This window comes from Micromonospora vulcania, from assembly GCF_042658605.1.
In the GTDB taxonomy this organism is placed as follows: domain Bacteria; phylum Actinomycetota; class Actinomycetes; order Mycobacteriales; family Micromonosporaceae; genus Micromonospora; species Micromonospora vulcania.
In genome coordinates, this window is sequence record NZ_JBHSQS010000014.1 from 53,093 (window position 1) to 67,527 (window position 14,435).

At 72.5% G+C, this 14,435-nt stretch carries 12 protein-coding genes and 1 pseudogene; 6 read left to right on the forward strand and 7 right to left on the reverse strand.

Translation table 11 applies throughout. The features are described from left to right. The first annotated feature begins 43 nt into the window (after positions 1–43). Complete coding sequence (locus ACFQGL_RS22225) at positions 44–2,176, forward strand: transglycosylase domain-containing protein (protein ID WP_377514217.1); 2,133 nt, start codon at positions 44–46, stop codon at positions 2,174–2,176. Positions 2,177–2,181: 5 nt separating this feature from the next. Here ACFQGL_RS22225 and ACFQGL_RS22230 read toward each other — a convergent pair whose 3' ends face one another. Both ACFQGL_RS22230 and ACFQGL_RS22235 read right to left on the reverse strand, forming a co-directional pair. Then, the gene (locus tag ACFQGL_RS22230) at positions 2,182–2,751 is read right to left on the reverse strand and encodes a GNAT family N-acetyltransferase (RefSeq protein WP_377514218.1); all 570 of its coding nucleotides are present in this window, start codon (positions 2,749–2,751) and stop codon (positions 2,182–2,184) included. Further along, positions 2,748–4,151, reverse strand: a complete 1,404-nt coding sequence (locus ACFQGL_RS22235; protein WP_377514219.1) for a cobyrinate a,c-diamide synthase — start codon at positions 4,149–4,151, stop codon at positions 2,748–2,750. The genes ACFQGL_RS22230 and ACFQGL_RS22235 overlap by 4 nt, the downstream gene beginning before the upstream one ends. 193 nt (positions 4,152–4,344) lie before the next feature. Between ACFQGL_RS22235 and ACFQGL_RS22240 the strand changes: the two genes are divergently transcribed. Both ACFQGL_RS22240 and ACFQGL_RS22245 read left to right on the forward strand, forming a co-directional pair. Further along, a complete protein-coding gene (locus ACFQGL_RS22240; RefSeq protein ID WP_377514221.1) occupies positions 4,345–5,160 on the forward strand; it encodes an SURF1 family cytochrome oxidase biogenesis protein in 816 nt (271 codons plus the stop codon). Between the two features lie 116 nt (positions 5,161–5,276). Beyond that, positions 5,277–6,098: a ribosomal eL19 family protein gene (locus ACFQGL_RS22245; protein WP_377514222.1), complete on the forward strand. Its 822-nt coding sequence runs from the start codon at positions 5,277–5,279 to the stop codon at positions 6,096–6,098. Between the two features lie 10 nt (positions 6,099–6,108). On the opposite strand, the gene ACFQGL_RS22250 is transcribed toward ACFQGL_RS22245, so the two are convergent. From ACFQGL_RS22250 to ACFQGL_RS22265, 4 genes and pseudogenes are all read right to left on the reverse strand, one after another. Continuing rightward, entirely contained in the window at positions 6,109–7,692 is a 1,584-nt protein-coding gene (locus ACFQGL_RS22250; protein ID WP_377514224.1) for an ATP-dependent DNA ligase, read from the reverse strand. A 92-nt stretch (positions 7,693–7,784) separates the two neighbouring features. Continuing rightward, a complete protein-coding gene (locus ACFQGL_RS22255; protein WP_030333429.1) occupies positions 7,785–7,991 on the reverse strand; it encodes a hypothetical protein in 207 nt (68 codons plus the stop codon). 62 nt (positions 7,992–8,053) lie between these two features. Beyond that, positions 8,054–9,421, reverse strand: coding sequence for a dipeptidase (locus ACFQGL_RS22260; RefSeq protein ID WP_377514345.1), 1,368 nt, complete (start codon positions 9,419–9,421; stop codon positions 8,054–8,056). Next, positions 9,411–10,178: pseudogene (locus tag ACFQGL_RS22265) on the reverse strand (uridine kinase family protein); the annotation flags it as partial. The pseudogene ACFQGL_RS22265 and the gene ACFQGL_RS22260, both read right to left, overlap by 11 nt. 226 nt (positions 10,179–10,404) lie before the next feature. Here ACFQGL_RS22265 and ACFQGL_RS22270 point away from each other — a divergent pair. The 3 genes from ACFQGL_RS22270 (at position 10,405) to ACFQGL_RS22280 (ending at position 12,750) form a co-directional block, all read left to right on the forward strand. Continuing rightward, on the forward strand, positions 10,405–10,806 hold the full coding sequence (locus ACFQGL_RS22270) for a rhodanese-like domain-containing protein (protein WP_377514346.1): 402 nt from the start codon (positions 10,405–10,407) through the stop codon (positions 10,804–10,806). 149 nt (positions 10,807–10,955) lie between these two features. After that, positions 10,956–11,843, forward strand: coding sequence for a helix-turn-helix domain-containing protein (locus ACFQGL_RS22275; protein ID WP_377514226.1), 888 nt, complete (start codon positions 10,956–10,958; stop codon positions 11,841–11,843). A 46-nt stretch (positions 11,844–11,889) separates the two neighbouring features. Next, the gene (locus ACFQGL_RS22280; protein ID WP_377514227.1) at positions 11,890–12,750 is read left to right on the forward strand and encodes an SDR family NAD(P)-dependent oxidoreductase; all 861 of its coding nucleotides are present in this window, start codon (positions 11,890–11,892) and stop codon (positions 12,748–12,750) included. A 17-nt stretch (positions 12,751–12,767) separates the two neighbouring features. Here the strand turns inward: ACFQGL_RS22280 and ACFQGL_RS22285 are convergent, their stop codons facing one another. Beyond that, positions 12,768–14,309: a cobyric acid synthase gene (locus ACFQGL_RS22285; RefSeq protein ID WP_377514228.1), complete on the reverse strand. Its 1,542-nt coding sequence runs from the start codon at positions 14,307–14,309 to the stop codon at positions 12,768–12,770. Between the last annotated feature and the right edge of the window lie 126 nt (positions 14,310–14,435).

A 14,435-nucleotide genomic window follows, 5' to 3' on the forward strand; every position in this document is an offset into this window, starting at 1 on the left:
AGTTCTTCTCATGTATGAATCGGAAATGTCATAACTTGACCACGTGAGCAACCGACCCCTTGCTGCCGCTGGTCGACTCGTCCCTCTCCTTCGCGCCGGGCTGATCGCCGGCATCGTGGTCGCTGCCGCCGCGTACCCGCTGGTCGCCCTCACCGGGCTCGGCGCGAAGGCCACCGCGCACGCCGTGGAGCACAAGACCAAGCTGCTGACCACCGCCCTGCCCGCCGAGACCTCCTACGTGTACGCCCCGGACGGCAAGACCGTGCTGACCATGTTCTACGAGGAGTACCGGCAGTACACCAAGCTGTCGGACATGTCGCCGAACATCCAGCAGGCGATCGTCGCCGCCGAGGACTCCCGCTTCTACCAGCACCACGGCGTCGACCCCAAGGGCGTCGCCCGCGCCTTCGTGGCCAACGCCAACTCCAGCGGGGTCTCCCAGGGCGCCTCCACGCTGACCATGCAGTACGTGCGGATGGCGCTGCGGGACAGCGCGACCACGCCCAAGGAGGTCCAGGAGGCCACCCAGCAGACCAGCCTGCGCAAGGTCAAGGAGATGCGGATGGCGCTGGACCTGGAGAAGGAGCTGAGCAAGGAGCAGATCCTGGAGCGCTACCTCAACTCGGCGTACTTCGGGCACCGGGCGTACGGCATCTACGCGGCCAGCGAGATCTTCTTCTCCAAGACCCCGAAGGACCTCACTCCGGTCGAAGCGGCCACCCTGGCCGGGCTGGTCAAGTCACCCTCGGAGTACGACCCGGCCGACTCCGACCAGAAGGAGGCCACCGGGCGACGCAACTACGTGCTGGACCGGATGAGCCAGCTCGGCTACCTCTCCCCCGACTCGGCCACCGCCGCGAAGAGCGAACCGATCCGGCTGAAGCTGACCGACCCGCCGAACGACTGCGCCTCGGTGCCGGAGAAGTACAACAGCTGGGGCTTCGCCTGCGACTACCTGAAGAACTGGTGGAGCACGCAGCCCGCGTTCGGGGCGAACCGGCTGGAACGGATGGACAAGCTGCGCCGGGGCGGCTACCGGATCGTGCTCAGCATCGATCCGAAGGTCCAGGCCGCGGCCGAGAAGAACGTCGGCAGCAAGGAGAACACCGGCAGCCCGTTCGCCAACGGCATCGTGGTCTCCGAACCGGGCACCGGACGGGTGAAGGCGATGGCGGTGAACCGGACGTACTCGCTGGACCTGGCCGAGAACCCGCAGAGCTCCAACCCCGAGGCCGGGCCGAAGGTGAAGGCGAACTATCCGAACACCGTGGCCCCGCTGCTCGGTGGTGGCGACCTGCCGGGTTACCAGGCCGGATCGACGTTCAAGATGTTCCCGATGCTGGCCGCGCTGGACTCCGGCATGACGCTCTCCACCTCGTTCAACGCCCCGTACCGGTACAAGTCCTCGGTCTACGACGGTTGGGCCCCGTCCAACGCCAGCGGCGCGATGACCGGTCAGCAGACCATGTGGTCCGGCTTCGGCAAGTCGGTCAACACGTACTTCGTGTGGCTGGAGGAGAGGGTGGGCGCGGACCGGGCGGTCCGGCTGGCCGAACAGCTCGGGCTGCGCTGGCGCACCGACGTCGACCGGGAACAGGCGTCACCGACCAACGCGAAGAAGTGGGGGGCGTTCACCCTGGGCGTCTCCGACGCCACCCCGCTGGAGATGGCGAACGCGTACGCCGCCGTCGCGGCCGACGGCCGCTACTGCGAGGCGATCCCGGTTTCGGCGATCATGAACCGGGACGGTACGCCGGCCACGTACACCACCGCCGGTGGCATCCAGCGCGAGGTGGCCAAGCCACGCTGCCGGCAGGTGGTCAGTGCGGACGCCGCCCGGGCGGCCACCGACGCCGCCCGCTGCCCGACCGGGGACACCCCGGCCCGCGGCGGCTGCGGCGGCTGGTCCACCGCCGACAGCGTCCGGGGTACGGTCGGCCGCCCGGTTGCCGGCAAGACCGGCACCACCGACAGCACCCGGTCCGCCTGGTTCGTCGGCTACACGCCGGAACTGGCGGCGGCGAGCTTCATCTCCGACCCGGACAACCCGTTCAACGCGGTCGGCGACGGGCAGTCCCAGATTCCGATCGCGGCGGTCTCCGAGACCCTGCGCGACGCCCTCAAGGGTCAACCCGCCCGCCAGTTCACCCCGCCCTCCGACGCCATCGTCGGCTGACCGGGTCAGCGCAGGTCGGCCGCCACGAACGACCAGAGTTCGAGGTCCACCCGGCCACCGCGGACGAAGCCGGCGTTGCGCAGCAGGCCCTCGTAGCTGAACCCGGCCTTCTCCGCGACCCGGCGGGACGCCAGGTTGCCGGGTGCCACCCGCAGCTCGACCCGCTGGAAGCCATGCTCCAGGATCAGCGCGATGGCCACCGCGTCCACCGCCTCGGCGGCCAGGCCGAAGCCGCGCGCGTGCGGGGCCATCGCGTACGAGACCTCGGTGAGCCGGGCGCCCCAGTCGGTACGCCGGGTCCACAGCGAGCCCACCACCTGCTCGTCCTCGCGGCGCAGGACGGCGTAGTGGTCGCCCTCGCCACTGTCGCGCCGCTGTCGGGCCAGATCCGTGCACCAGGCGTGCCCGTCGATCGGGCCGGAGTCGTCGGCCAGCGGCAGCCAGCGCCGGGTCAGCTTGTCGGCGAAGATCTCCCCGGCCGCCTCCGCGTCCGCCGCGGTGAGCTGTCGCACCTCGGTACGCGGGGTGGAGACGGTCAACGCCGGGAAGCGGCGTACCGCCACCTGACCGATCACGCGGGCACCCCGCCGGGCTCGGCCGGCACCGCCTCGTCCACCGGGTCGGTCGCCGCGGCGGCGACCAGCCGGGCGGCCGCCGCCGGATGGCCGGCCCAGTGCAGGGTGAGCTGCGAGGCGTGCACGTTGCGCCAGACGAAGCCCTCCGGCGAGCCGCCGTCCCAGCTCCACGCCGGGCGCTGGCCGGCCCGCGGGGTGAGCACCGCCCGGTGCTCCTTGTGCCCGACCACCACCGTGCCCTGCGCGGCGAGCACGCTGTCGGTCTGCGCGGTCGCCTCCCGGTAACCCACCACCAGGCCCTCCCGGCTGGCACCGACCGCGTCCAGCACGCCGCACATCGGCAGCCCGTCGAGCTCACGGGCCAGCCAGAGCAGACCGGCGCCCTCGGCGACCACCGGACGCCCGGTACGCGCCAACTCGGCCACCGCGATGCAGAGCCGCCGGTTGGCCGACAGCGGCTCGGCGTACGACTCGGGGAGCGCGCCACCGACGATCAGCGCGCGGGTGCCGGCGGGCAGCGCCTCGTCCCGCAGCGGATCGACGGTGACGACCTCGGCACCGGCGGCCCGCAGCAGCTCGGCGGTCTCCGGATGGCTGAAGCTGCCGCCCGGCCCACCCGCCAGCGCCACCAGCGGGCGCTCGGCGGGCAGGGTGAGCTGACCGAGCGCCTCCTGCGGCGACCAGGCCACGGCCGGCAGCGGCGGGGCCGAGCGGGCCAGGCCGAGCAGCCGTTCCAGATCGACCGTGGCGGCGACCGCCTCGCCCAGCCGACGGACCGCGCGAGCGGCATCGGCGGACCCGTCGACCACCGGCGCCACGCCGTGCCGGCGCGACGGCAGCACCGCCGGCAGGTCCTGTCGACGCAGCGCGCCGTAGACCGGCACGCCCACGTCGTCCAGCGCCTCGCGCAGCATCCCCTCGTGCCGCGAGGACGCCACCCGGTTGAGGATCACCCCACCCAGCCAGAGCTGCTCGTCGTACGAGCGGAAACCGTGCACCAGGGCAGCCACCGACTGCCCCATCGCGGCCACGTCGACCACCAGCACCACCGGGCTGCGCAGCGCGGCGGCGGCCGCGGCCGTGGACTCCTGCTCCGGACGGCCACCGACCGAGTCGTACAGGCCCATGCTGCCCTGCACGACCGCGAGCCCGGCACCGGCGGCCCCGTGCGCGACCAGCGGGGCGAGCCGGTCGACGCCGACCAGCCGGGGATCGATCACCCGGCCGGGTCGACCGGCGGCCAGGCCGAGGTAGGCGGCGTCGACGTGGTCCGGGCCGAGCTTGAACCCGGCGACGTCGACACCTCGCTCGGCCAGTGCGGCGAGCAACCCGATCGCCAGCGCGTTCTTGCCGTGCCCGGAGGACGGCGCGCTGAGCACCAGGCGCGGCACGACAGTCATCATCGACTCCTCGCGGGCGGCGGGTACGCGATGGCGGACCGGTGGGGACCGATCCGTCGGCGTGACGATACCCGCCCCGCCTGACGCACGAGCACCGCCAACCGGTGTCGACGCATCGATCCAGGAGAGATCGCGGCCCGCTCCCGGCCCGGTCCAGGTCAGTGGCGCCGGTCATACGGGTAGCCTCGGTGCCGTGTACCGGTTCCTGCTGAGCCCACGCTGGCTGGGCGCCCTCGCGCTGACCCTGGTCGCCTCGGCGATCATGGTGTTCCTCGGCAACTGGCAGCTGGACCGCTACCGGGGGCGCACCGAGGTCAACGAGCGGATCGACGCCGGCCTGCGGATGGCCCCGGCACCACTGGCCGACGCGCTGCCCGCCCCGACCGGCGGCGCGGGTACGGCCGGTCCGGCGCCCGCCGACGAGAAGGTCTGGACCAGGATCACCGTCACCGGCCGCTACGACCCGACGAACACCGTCCTGGTGCGCGGCCGGACCGTGGACAGCCGGGTCGGCTTCGAGGTGCTCACCCCGTTGGTGCTCACCGACGGCACGGCGCTGCTGGTGGACCGGGGTTGGATCCCGCCGGCGCCGGGCGGGGCGACCGCTCAGCCGCCGGTGCCGGCCGTGCCGGGCGGCGACGTGACGGTGGTCGGCCGGGTGCACGAGACCGAGAGTGGCGCCGGCGCGGTGACGCGACGCGACGGGCGGCTGGAGACCCGCCGGATCGGGGTGTCCCGGCTGGCCCGCGAGCTGCCCTACCCGGTGTACGGCGGCTACCTGCTGCTGGACGAGCAGACCCCGGCCGCCGACCCGGTGTTCAAGGCGGTGCCGGTCGGGCACGCCAACAACTGGCAGAACTTCGGGTACGTCGTGCAGTGGTGGCTCTTCGCCGTGATGGCCCTGTTCGGCTACGGCTGGGTGGCCCGCCGGGAGGCCCGCCGCGCGGCAGGCATCGGTCCCACGGCAGCCCCGCTCGACCGGGCGGCCGAGCCCAGCCCCTCAGCCTGACCAGGTCCAGCACCCAGCCGGTGATCGGCACCGCTGGTAAGGCGCAGACGCGGGCCCCTCGGGCGGCACGGCAGCCGGTAGTCTCCCCGGGTGCTCGCCCCGCGTAGGAGGTCCCGGTGAACGTCGATCCCACGGCCCCGCTACCCGACTCGGAGCCGGAGACCCAGGCGCATCCGCCCACCGACCCGTGGGCCGCCGCACCGCCGACCGCGCCACTGCCGGTCACCCCACCGACCGCGCCGTTCCCGACCGCGCCGTTCCCCGGCGCGCCGACGACGGCACCCACCGCGCAGTTCCCCACCGCCCCGGCACCCGAACAGTTCCCCGGCCCCGCTCCGCAGTTCTCCGCGCCGCCCGCGCCGTTCTCCGGACCGCCGGCACCGCACTCGGGACCGCCGGCACCGCACTCGGGGCCGCCCGCACCGCACTCGGGGCCACCCGCGCAGTTCTCCGCGCCGCCGGCACAGTTCGGGCCGTACCCGCCCGCGCCCTTCTCCGCGCCGCCCACGCCGGCTGGCGGGGCGTGGCCGGCTGCCGGGCCGTACCCGCCGGTTCCGATGTCGGCACACCCGGTGTCGGCCGGGCCGGAGGTCGTCGCGGTGCAGATCGGCGAGATCACGGTGAGCCCGCCGGTCATCCGTACGCCGACCGGGGTGCTGCCGTTGGCCGGTGCCTCCTGGCACGTGGCCGACTACTGGCAGCGCGAGGAGAAGGTCGCCACCTGGGCGCTGGTCTGCGCGATCGTCGGCTTCTTCTGCGTGGCCTTCTTCAGCCTGCTCTTCCTGCTGGTCAAGGAGACACGGCACCACGGCACCGTGCAGGTGACGGTCACCAACGGCGCGCAGCAGTACGTGGCCCGGATCCCGGTCACCGATCAGGGTCAGGTGCAGCACCTCAACAACCAGGTCAACTACGCCCGGTCGCTGTCCAGTAGGTGACCCGGGCCGGTCAGCCGGTGCGGCGGCCGGCGTGGATGGCACGGACCGCGTCGATGGTGTCCGCCTCGGCGGCGGACTTGTCGTCGCGGTAGCGCACCACCCGGGCGAACCGCAGCGCCATCCCACCCGGATAGCGCGAGCTGGTCTGCACCCCGTCGAAGGCGATCTCGACCACCTGCTCGGGGCGGACCCGGACCACCCAGTCGCCACGCTCCACCGCGAGGTCGAGGAAGCGTTCGGTCTGCCAGCGCAGCAGCTCGTCGGTGAGCCCCTTGAACGTCTTGCCGAGCATCACGAAGTCGCCGGTGTGTGGATCGCGGGCGCCGAGGTGCAGGTTGGAGAGCCAGCCCTGCCGCCGGCCGTTGCCCCACTCGACCGCGAGCACCACCAGGTCGAGGGTGTGCCGGGGCTTCACCTTGACCCAGGCCGAGCCCCGACGGCCGGCGTCGTACGGGGCGTCCGGCGCCTTGATCACCACGCCCTCCTGCCCGGCGTCGAGCGCTGCGGCGAACGCGGCGCCGGCCTGCTCCGGGCCGTCGACCTCCATCCGCCCGACCAGCAGCGACGCGTCCACCGCGCCGGCGAGCGCGGCCCACCGGTCCCGGCCCGGCAGGTCGATCAGATCGTCGCCGTCGAGGTGCAGCAGGTCGAAGAAATACGGCGTCAGCACGCGTTCGCCGGTGCTGGCAGCCGCCGCGAGCACCGCCGGGGCGACCGGCGCGGCCCCCGTGGTGCTGGCCGTGGTGCGTCGGGCGGCCCGGCTGGCCGTCTGCTGGAACGGTAGCGGGCGGCCGGTCTCGTCCAGGCCGATCGCCTCGCCGTCGAGCACCAACTCGCGCCCGGGCAGTGCGCGGACGGCGGCGACCACCTCGGGCACCCGGGCGGTGATCTCGTCGAGACTGCGGGTGAAGACGGCGATGTCGGCGCCGGAGCGGTGCACCTGGATGCGGATGCCGTCGAGCTTCACGTCGACCACCGCGGGCGTGCCGGTCGCGGCCAGCGCCTCGTCGACCGAGGGAGCGCTCTGCGCGAGCATCGGTGCCAGCGGCCGGCCGACGCGTAGGCCGAACCCGGCCAGCTCGGCGGCGCCTCCGGCGAGCGCGGCGACCGCCACCGCACGCAGGTCACCGGCGAGCAGCAGGGCACGGCGGACCGTCGCGACCGGCACGTCGGCGGCCCGGGCCACCGCGTCGGCGAGCAGCCCCGCCTGGGCACCCTGGCGCAACTCACCGCCGAACAGTCCGGTGAGCAGCCGTTGCTCGTCGGCGGTCGCCGCCGCGTAGAGGGCGCCGAGCAGTGCCCGGCGCCGGGCCTGCGAACCAGCGCCCTGCACGGCGGCGATCTGCTCGATGGCCGCATCGACGGCGGCCACGGTCAATGTCGGCTCGGCGGCCGGTGCCGGCAGGTCACGCAGGCTCGCATAACCCACCCCGGTCTGCCGCTGGCGCAGCTCACCGGCGAGATAGCCGGAGCCGGGCTCCACCTCGACCGGGTCGAGCCGGCGCAGTGCGTCGGCGAGCAGCTCCACCTTGGCCCGCCGGCCACTGGTGGCGCTGACGGCGGCGGAGGTGGCTGCCAGGTCGATGAACCGCACGGGCTTCATCCTGCCAGCCACCTCCGACACCGCCCGGGCATTGCCGTACCCGGGCGGTGTCGGCAGGGTGCCGCCGCCCCACGGGCGTCGGATCAGGCGGAGACGGGTTCCTCGATGCGCAGCCCCCGGGCGCGGACCTCGCCGGCGACCCGGGAGAGCACCGAGTCGAGGGCGACCAGGGCAGCGGAGAGCTCACCGAGCTGTTCGTTGAGCGTGTCCTCGGACCACGCGGAGACGTCAACGTCCCCCAGTGCGCTGACGGCGGCCCCCAACCGGGCCATCACCTCGTTCGTACTCATGTTCGAAACGCTATAACAATCCCGCGTACGACACGCCGTAAACCACCAGATCAGGCGGGAATTTACTGTTCCGCCGACGCACTCCCGTTCGTGCCGGCTGCGGCCACCTTGCCCAGCAACAACGCTTCGGCCAGGCAGACCCGGGCGAACTCCCCGAGGTGCAGGCTCTCGTTCGGGCCATGTGCCCGTGCGTGCGGGTCCTCCACACCGGTGACCAGGATCGCCGCCTTCGGGAACATCTCCTGGAAGGTGGCGATGAACGGGATCGAGCCGCCGACACCGATGTCCACCGGGTCGGTGCCGTCCCAGGCGGACCGGAACGCCGAGCGGGCAGCGTCGAACATCGGCCCGGACGCGTCGATCACGCACGGGTCGCCGTCGTGCTCGAAGGTGACCGTCACCTGGGCGCCCCAGGGCGCGTACTTCTCCAGGTGCGCGCGCACCGCCGCGTACGCCCGCTTGGGGTCGTCGCCCGGAGCGAGCCGGATGCTGAGCTTCGCCTTCGCGGCCGGGACCAGGGCGTTCGGCGCCTCGCCGGTGGACGGCGCGTCGATGCCGAGCACCGCCAGCGCGGGCTTGGTCCAGAGCCGGTCGGTGATCCGGCCGGTACCGATGAACTGCACGCCCTCGGCCAGCCCAGCCTCGGCCCGGACCCGGTCCTCGGGGTAGTCGACGGTGGCGCCCTCGCGGCCGACCAGCCCGTCCACCGCCACGTTCCCGGCGTCGTCGTGCAGGGTGGCCAGCAGCCGGACCAGCGCGGTGAGCGCATCCGGCACGGCACCGCCGAACATGCCGCTGTGCACCGCGTGGTCCAGCGTGCGGACCTCGACGAAGCAGTTGACGATGCCCCGCAGCGAGGTGGTCAGCGCCGGTACGCCGATGTCCCAGTTGCCGGAGTCGGCGATCACGATGACGTCCGAGGCGATCTCGTCGCGGTGCTCGGCCAGCAGCTGCTCCAGGGAGTCCGAGCCGTACTCCTCCTCGCCCTCGATGAAGAGGACGACGCCGACCGGCAGCGCGTCACCGTACGCGCGCAGCGCCGCGATGTGCGCCATGATGCCGGCCTTGTCGTCGGCCGCGCCGCGGGCGTACAGCCGGCCGTCCCGCTCGACCGGCTCGAACGGGTCGGACTCCCACAGCGACCGGTCGCCGATCGGCTGCACGTCGTGGTGGGCGTAGAGCAGCACGGTGGGCGCGCCGGCCGGGGCGGGCCGGCGGCCGATCACCGCAGGCTGGCCGCCGGAACGCACGATGTCGACGTCCAGGCCACAGCCGCGCAGCAGCTCGGCGACCGCCTCGGCGGAGCGCTCCACGTGCGAGTGGTCGAAGCCCTCGAAGGCGATACCGGGGATGCGGACGAGGCGTTCCAGGTCGGCCCGGACGCCGGGCATCTCCCGCTCGACGGCGGCCCGCACCTCGGACTCGGACATGATCGGTGTGGTCATGACCGGCATCGTATGCCGGCCTTACCGGGGTGCGCCGGCCGAGCCCGTACCGTCACCTGTTCCCGCCGGGCCGGTACCCGCATCGTGCCCCAGCCGGTGACCGACGTCCATGCCCCGGTCAGTGGATCCGCACGTAGTACCGGGACCGGTCGTGCGGCAGGGCCGGTGCGCCGTCGACCACGAGGTCGGCCCGGGTGGTCGTGTCGTCGGCCGCGAAGTGCGCCCGCTCCCCCGCGTGCCACCGGTGCAACTCGGGCAGGATCTCCGGCCCGTCGCGGGCGACCGCGCGGGCCAGCCGCAGCGGCTCGGGCGCGGTGACGAAGACGGCCAGGGTCAGCTCCGCCGCGACGACGGCGCGCGCGGCGCTGACTCCCTCCAGAATCAGCACGGGTGCCACCGGCACCGGAACCGCTCCGGGCAGGAAACCGCGCCGGACCCAGCTGTAGCGCTGGTAGCCGCCCGGCTGCCCGTCGCGCAGCGGGGTCAGCACCCACTCGTCCAACCGGGGCCAGAAGGTGAGCTGATCGTCCCAGCCGTCGAGCAGGTCGTCGGTGTGCACCACCGGCGGCCGGGCGCCGCCGGGCAGCGCCGCGAGGGCGTCCGCGAGGTGCGCGGCGAACCGGCTCTTGCCCGCGCCGCTCGGCCCGTCGACCGCCACCAACCGGGTCCGCCCCAAGCGCGCCGGGCCCGCGAGCACCCGGCGGGCCAACTCGGCGTACGCCTCGACGACCGCCACCGGAATCCCGTGCTCGGACGGCTCCTCGTCGGGCACCGGCGTATCGGTGCGGGGCCGGTTCACGGGCACGGCCTCAGTCTCCCCCAGTGCCGGCCATCCCGGGACCTCGGCGTCCTTGCGGCAGCCCATCCGTCACGTCCGGGGGAATTGGGGCGGCGACGGGTGACGTGCCGCCCGTTCGCCGTCCGGGCAGCACCGAAATGGGCATGCTCGGATGGTGCTCCGAGATGTGATGAGCCCCGGCATCGACGCTCTCCTCGAACAGGCCCGTGCCGGGCTGCACCGACTGACTCCGCAGCTGACCGTCGAGGCGGTTCGCGGCGGCGCGCTGCTGATCGACACCCGTACCGATGCGCAGCGTCGCGAACAGGGCGACCTGCCCGGCGCGATCGTCATCGACCGGACGGTGCTGGAGTGGCGGCTCGATCCGGCCAGCGCCTGGCGCATCCCGGAGGCCACCGGCTACGACCGGGAGATCGTGCTGGTCTGCCGGCAGGGCTACAGCTCCAGCCTCGCGGCGGCCAGCCTGCAGACCCTCGGACTGCGCCGAGCCACCGACATGATCGGCGGCGTCGACGCCTGGTTGGCCGCCGGCCTCCCGACGACCGACCGCCCGGCCGACGTCCGGCCCTAGCTTCGCCAGCTAATGATTTGGACCCATCGATCGCGGTCTTATCAATTTTGATTGCACTGGACGAGCCCGGATCCACGGACCCGGCAGGGGGATTGGCAGTACCCCTCTGGGAACCTCTCAACGTGCTGAAGCTGGGCTACCGTTGCCGAATGGACGATCTTCCGGCCGATCTCCGGGCCCATGCCGAGCTTGGTGAGTTCCTGCGCTCACGCCGTGCTCGGATCAGCCCTGCGCAGGTCGGCCTGTCGGGAGAGGCCGGTCCTCGACGGGTGCCGGGGCTACGCCGCAAAGAGGTGGCCCGGTTGGCCGGGGTGAGTGTCGACTATTACGTCCGCCTGGAGAGAGGGCACCGCATCAACGTCTCCGAGGCGGTGCTGAATGCCATCGCCCGGGCTCTGCAACTCAATGAACTGGAACGCGCACACCTGTTCACCCTGACCAGGTCGACGCGGTCACGATCCCGCCCGCTACCGACCCGGCAAGAGGTACGCCCCGGCTTGCGCCAGGTGCTCGATGCCCTGACCGACACGCCGGCGATCGTGCTGGGACGGCGAACGGATGTGCTCGCTGTCAACGCCCTCGGCCGAGCCCTGTTCGCCGACTTCGACGCCCTGCCCGTGCAGGAGCGCAACATGGCCCGGTTCGTCTTCCTGAACGAGGAGGCTCGCACCCTCTACGTGGACTGGGCGGACGCGGCCCGGGGCATCGTCGCCACCCTGAACCTGTACGCCGGCACCCACCCGCACGACCCCCTGCTCGCGGAGCTGATCGGCGAATTGTCGCTGCGCGATGAGGACTTCCGCCGTTGGTGGGCCGACCACGACGTTTATCAAAGAACCCATGGCACCAAGAGCTACCGGCATCCCCTGGTGGGCCATCTGGCACTCAACTACGAGGTTCTCGTACCGGCCGATGATCCGGAGCAGATGCTCGGGATCATGACTGCCGATCCTGGCTCCGCCTCCGCGGAGGCCCTACGGTTGCTCGCCAGTTGGACGACGCGCCCGGCCGACGAATCCACCCGAACCCACCGCTGAGCCGACCCCCTCGATCCGCCCCGACAAACACCCCTGGAGCACAACCATGCCCAAGACGATCGTCATCACCGGCGCCAGCGACGGAATCGGTGCCGCTGCCGCCCGACGCCTGCACGCTGATGGTCACGCCGTCGTCGTCGTCGGACGCTCGCCGGAGAAGACCAGGTCGGTGGCGGCCGAGATCGGCAGCTCCTTCCACGTCGCCGACTTCACCCGTCTCGACGACGTCCGGCGCCTCGCCGACACGCTCACGGCCACCCATCCGCACATCGACGTGCTGGTGAACAACGCCGGCGGCGTGTTCGGCCAGCCAGAGCGCACCGTCGACGGCTTCGAACGGACCTTGCAGGTCAACCACCTGGCGCCGTTCCTGCTCACCAACCTGCTCCTCGACACGCTGATCCGCAGCAAGGCGTCGGTGATCCAAACCTCGAGCGTCGGCGCCCGCCTGTTCGGTCACATCGATATCGACGATCTGAACAATGACCGGAAATTGGCCCCCAACAAGGCGTACGGCGACACCAAGCTCATGAACATCCTGTTCACCCGCGAGCTGCACGCACGATTCAGTGGACGAGGTCTGTCGTCGGCTGCTTTCCACCCCGGCGCCGTCGCGACCAGCTTCGCGTCCGAGACCACGAGTGCCATGCGCTTCGTCTACGGCAATCCGCTCGGGCGGCTGTTCCTCACGTCGCCGACGAAGGGCGCGGACCTCATGGTGTGGCTCGCCGAGGGGCGCGCGGGCGCCGAGTGGACCTCCGGTGCGTACTACGAGGGGCGCAAGCCCGCGCGTCGCCTCAACCCGCAGGCGGACGACGAGCAACTGGCCCGCTCGTTGTGGGAGCGGAGCGCCACGATGGTCGATCTGCCCACAGTGGAAGCGTCCACGGAGGCGCACGGTTCCTGAGTTGCCGGGAAGCTGGCTCAGGAGGGCGGCTGTCCGGGCGGGATGACGGGGAGGCCCGGGGGCGGGCCGGCCTCGACCAGACGCCAGAGGGCGTCGGTGTCCAGGTGCTCCTCGACCAGGTCGCCGAGCAGGTCGAGCGACCGTTCCCGGGCAGCCGCGAAGCTGGTGTCCGGAGCGACCCGGAACCCGGTGCGGCCGGCCTGCCGAGCCGCCTGGGTGAGGAACCGACGACGGAATCCATCGGATTCGAACGTGCCATGCCAGTGCGTGCCCTGCACAGCGCCGAGCACAGCACCCTCACCGACGCCGTCGGCCGTGGTGAGCAGCGGGGTCAGCGCGGGATCGGCCCGTGAGACGTACCCGTGGTGGATCTCGTAGCCGCGGACGGGGACGTCGTCGCCGACGGTGCCCACCGACTGGCGGACGGTCTTACGGGGATCGAAGGTGACCTCGATGGGCAGCAGGCCCAGGCCCGGGACGCTGCCCTGCCTGCTCTCCACCGGGTCGTGGATGGCCCGGCCGAGCATCTGGAAACCGCCGCAGAGGCCGAGCAACGGCTTACCGGCCGCCGCGTGGGCGAGAACCGCGTCGGCGAGGCCGGTCTCGCGCAGCCAGGCGAGGTCTGCCACGGTCGACTTGGAGCCGGGCAGGACGACCACGTCGGCGGCGGCCAGTTCGGCCGGCTCGACGGTGAGGCGTACCCGCACGCCCGGCTCGGTGGCCAGCGCCTCCACGTCGGTGGCGTTGCTGATCCGGGGCAGCCGGACGACGGCCACGTCGAGCCACTCGGTGCCGTACGGGGCGGCGGGACGGCCGAGCACCCGGCCGTAGGCGAGCGAATCCTCCGCGTCGAGCCACAGGTCCAGTGCCCAGGGCAGCACCCCGTACGTGGGGCGGCCGGTGACGTTGCGCAGCATGTCCAGCCCCGGCTGGAGCAGGCCGAGGTCACCCCGGAACTTGTTGATCACGAAGCCGGCGATCAGGGCCTGGTCGGCCGGGTCGAGCAGGGCGACGGTACCGAACATCGAGGCGAAGACCCCGCCCCGGTCGATGTCGCCGACCACGATGGTGGGCAGGTTGGCGTGTCGGGCCAACCCCATGTTGACGTAGTCACCGGCCCGCAGGTTGATCTCCGCCGGGCTGCCGGCACCCTCGCAGATCACCACGTCGTACGCGCTGCGCAACTCGGCCAACGCCCCGTACGCGGTCTCGGCGAGCCGGGGGCGCAGCTGCCCGAAGGTGTCGGCGGTGATCGTGTCGACCGCCTCGCCGAGCAGCACCACCTGGCTGGCCAGGTCGCTTCCCGGCTTGAGCAGTACGGGGTTGAAGCGCAGGTCGGGGGCGATCCCGCAGGCCGCCGCCTGCATGGCCTGGGCCCGGCCGATCTCCCCGCCGCGCCCGTCCGGCCCGACCACCACCGCCGAGTTGTTCGACATGTTCTGCGCCTTGAACGGTGCCACCTTCACGCCCCGCCGGTGCAGCCAGCGGCAGATGCCGGCGGTGAGCACACTCTTGCCGGCGTCGGAGGTCGTGCCGGCGACCAGCAGACCGCCGCTCACCGCCCGCCCCGATCAACAGCGGCGGCAGCCAGGCCACGCCGACCCACCGCGGCAGCCAGGCCACGCCGACCCACCGCGGCAGCCAGGCCACGCCGACCCACCGCGGCAGCCAGGCCACGCCGACCC